Annotated in this window: 1 protein-coding gene; it reads left to right on the forward strand. The window is 73.6% G+C overall.

Annotation, left to right across the window (positions count from 1 at the left end):
* Positions 1 to 4,204: SDR family NAD(P)-dependent oxidoreductase (locus ACIBCK_RS39130; RefSeq protein WP_399398144.1), on the forward strand; the 4,204-nt coding region annotated here is incomplete at both ends.

Consider the following 4,204-nt stretch of genomic DNA (forward strand, 5'->3'; position numbering starts at 1 on the left):
AGCGGCTTCGGGTGCAGGGTGTGCGGGTCAAGCGGTTGGCTGTCTCGCACGCGTTCCATTCGTATCTGATGGAGCCGATGCTGGCCGAGTTCGCGGCGGTGGCGGAGTCGTTGACCTTCCACGCCCCGCAGATCCCGGTGGACACCACCGCGCCTGGCGACATCGCCACCCCCGCCTACTGGGTGGGTCAGGTGCGGGAGCCGGTCCGCTTCGCCGACGCGGTGCGCCGTGCTCACGAGGCGGGCGCTACCCGGTTCCTGGAACTCGGCCCCGACGGTGCCCTGTCCGCCCTCGTCCCGCACCTCATCGAGGACGTGACCGCCGTCCCCGCTCTGCGTTCCGGCCACGACGAGCACGCCACACTGCTGCGCGGCATCGCCGAGATGTACGTACACGGCACCGACGTCGCCTGGGACAGGTACTGCGCGCCGCTCGGGGGCCATGCCATCGAGTTGCCGACGTACGCCTTCCAGCACCAGCGCTTCTGGCCCGACACCGTGGCCGACGACGGCATCACGGCCCCCCGCGAACGGGCCGAGACCGGATTCTGGACGGCCGTTGCCGGGCGCGAGGTTGACCGGCTCGCCGACACCCTGGGGCTCCCCGACGACGCAACACGGCGCGGGCTCGCCGACCTGATGCCGCACCTCGCGTCCTGGCACGACCGCCGGCGCACCGAGGCGGCCGTTGGATCCTGGTACTACCGGTCGGTCTGGCGGCCCGTCGCTGCGGCGCCCGCCGTGCTCGACGGCGTCTGGCTCGTCGTTAGTCCGGACAGCGCAGACAGTCCGGACAGCGCAGACAGTCCGGACAGCCCGGATAGTCCGGACAGCGCAGACAACCCTGACAGCCTGGGCGCGCAGGTCGCCGGCGTGCTGCGGCGAAGCGGCGCCACCGTCCTCGCCCTGCCGGACCCCGGAGCCGACCGGGCCGCCCTCGCCGACCAGTTGCGTTCCTGCGGCGAACTGGCGGGCGTCGTCTCGCTGCTGGGGACCGACACCGGCGTGCTGCGCACGGGGGCGGCCCTCGGCCGGGGGCTCGCCGCCACGCTCTCGCTCACCCAGGCCTGCGCCGACGCCGACGTCCCGCTGTGGGCCCTCACCCGGGGCGCGGTTTCGACCGGCCGCGCCGACGGCCCGCCCGACCCCGCCCAAGCCCAGATCTGGGGCTTCGGCCGGGGCGCCGCCCTCGAACTCCCTCACGTCTGGGGCGGGTTGATCGACCTGCCCGAGACCCTGGATGCCCGCGCCGGGAACCGGCTCTGCGCCGTACTCGCTGCCAGGGGTGCACGCGCGGACGAGGAAGACCAAGTGGCGATCCGGGCGGAAGGCGTCTTCGCCCGCCGTCTCGTCGCTGCCGCACCAATTCCCCTGGCCGCAACCCCCAAGCCCCGCACCAGCGGCACCGTGCTGGTCACCGGTGGCACCGGCGCGCTCGGAGCCCAGGTGGCCCGCCTGCTCGCCGCGCGCGGCCACACCCGGCTGCTGCTCGTCAGCAGGCGCGGACCCGAGGCGCCCGGCGCCGCGGAGCTGGCCGCCGAACTGGCGGCAGTGGGCACCACGGCGACGGCCGTGGCCTGCGACGTCGCCGACCACGACGCACTCGCCGCCCTGCTCGCCGAGATACCGGAGCAGCACCGGCTCACCGCCGTCGTCCACGCAGCCGGTGTGCTGGACGACGGAGTACTCGACGGCCTGACTCCCGATCGCTTCGAACAGGTGCTCCGGGCCAAGACCCTGGCCGCCGAGAACCTCGACGCCCTCACGCGCGACCTTCCACTCGACGCCTTCGTCCTCTTCTCGTCCTTCACCGGCGCCGTCGGCACGGCGGGCCAGGCCAACTACGCCGCCGCCAACGCCCACCTCGACGCACTCGCCGAGCGCCGCCGCGCCCAGGGACTGCCCGCCACGTCGATCGGCTGGGGGCCGTGGGCCGAGACCGGCATGGCCGAGGACGAGGCCCTCACTCAGCGGCTGCGCCGTTCCGGACTGACCCCCCTGCCACCAGACCTCGCCGTCACCGTCCTCAGCCGGATGCTCGGCGGCGCGGTCGCGGACGGCGACGGGACGGCCGGCGCTGCCGTCGTCGTCGCGGACGTCGACTGGACACGGTTCGCCGCCGGCTTCACCGCGGCACGGCCCAGTCCGCTGCTCCGCGAACTCGTCCCCACCGACACACCGGACGGCGCCGACGACTCCGGCGATGCCACCGGCCTCGCGGCGCGCCTCGCCGCCGCAGGTGAGGGCGAGCGACGCCGGATCACCGAGGAACTGGTGCGCACCCTGGCGGCCTTCGTGCTGGGCCACGGTACGGCGGCCGCCGTCGCGCCCGACAAGGCGTTCCGCGACCTGGGCTTCGACTCGCTCACCGCCATCGAGTTGCGCAACTCTCTACGGGCCGCCACCGGGCTCCCGCTCCCGGCCGGCCTGATCTTCGACCACCCCACACCGGCCGCCCTCGCGACCCGGCTGCGCGCCGAACTGACCGGAGGCGCTGAAGCCGCCGCCTCTGCTACCGTGCCCCCTGGCCTCCCTGCGTCCGCCGCGCCCGAAGACCCCATCGCCATCGTCGCGATGGGCTGCCGATTCCCCGGCGCGGCCACCCCGGAGGAATTCTGGGATCTGCTGTCCCAAGGCCTCGACCTGGTGGGCGACTTCCCCGCCGACCGGGGCTGGGACCTGCGCGACGCCCCCGACTTCGCACGTCGCGGCGCCTTCCTGGCCGACGCGGCCGGCTTCGACGCGGATCTGTTCGGCGTCTCCCCACGCGAGGCGCAGGCCATGGACCCGCAGCAGCGGCTGATGCTCGAGACCTCCTGGGAGACCTTCGAGCGGGCCGGCCTGGACCCCGCCTCCCTCAAGGGCAGCCGTGTCGGCGTCTTCGCGGGCACGAACGGCCAGGACTACGCCGGGCTGTTCCCCACCACCGGATCGGGTCTTGAGGGACACGTGGCCACCGGCAGCGCGGCCAGCGTGCTGTCCGGCCGGATCTCCTACACGTACGGTCTCGAGGGCCCGGCCGTCACGGTGGACACCGCCTGCTCGTCGTCCCTGGTCGCCCTGCACCTGGCGGCGCAGTCACTGCGATCGGGAGAGTGCTCGATGGCGCTCGCGGGCGGTGTCACGGTCATGGCCGCGCCCACCGCGTTCCTCGAGTTCGCCCACCAGCGCGGCCTGGCGGCCGATGGGCGCTGCAAGGCCTTCGCGGCCTCGGCCGACGGCACCGGCTGGGGGGAGGGCGTCGGTCTTGTGCTCCTGGAGCGGCTCTCGGACGCACGAGCCCACGGCCGCCGCGTGCTCGGGGTGCTGCGGGGCAGCGCGGTCAACCAGGACGGTGCGTCCAACGGCCTGACCGCGCCGAACGGCCCCGCGCAGCAGCGGGTGATCCGCGCCGCGCTGGCCTCGGCCGGGCTGTGGCCGTCGGAGGTCGACGCGGTGGAGGCACACGGTACGGGTACGAAGCTCGGTGATCCGATCGAGGCGGAGGCGCTCCTTGCGACGTACGGCAAGGACCGCTCGGAACCCCTCTACCTGGGGTCGGTGAAGTCCAACATCGGGCACACGCAGGCGGCGGCGGGTGTCGCCGGTGTCATCAAGATGCTGCTGGCGATGCACCACGGCGAGCTGCCCCGCACCCTGCACGCAGCAGAACCGTCACCGTCCGTCGACTGGGACACGGGCAGCCTGAGCCTCCTCACCGAGACCACTCCGTGGACGCCGCGGGCCGACCGACCGCGTCGGGCGGCCGTCTCCTCGTTCGGGATCAGCGGCACGAACGCCCATGTCGTCCTGGAACAGGCCGATGTCGCCGTGCCCTCGGCACCTGCCCAGCACTCCGTACTGCCATGGGCCTTCTCAGCCCACTCCGGCGCGGCGCTGCACGCGCGGGCGGAGGGGCTCATGACGCTCTGCGACGACCCAGGCGTCTCCGCCGTCGCGGCGGGCCGGGCACTCGCCACGACGGGCCTCGGACTGGCACATCGCGCCGTCGTGCTCGCCGAGGACGCCGCGGGGTACTCCGACGGCTTGGCGGCGCTGACGACGGACGAGCCGTTCGCCGGGGTCATCCGAGGAACAGTCCGTGAGGGGTCCACGGCGCTGTTGTTCTCGGGTCAGGGTGCGCAGCGGTTGGGGATGGGTCGGGAGTTGTACGGGGCGTTTGCGGTGTTCGCGGATGCTTTTGATGCGGTGTGTGCGCGGGTGGA

Source organism: Streptomyces sp. NPDC051218 (assembly GCF_044455475.1).
Taxonomy (GTDB): domain Bacteria; phylum Actinomycetota; class Actinomycetes; order Streptomycetales; family Streptomycetaceae; genus Streptomyces.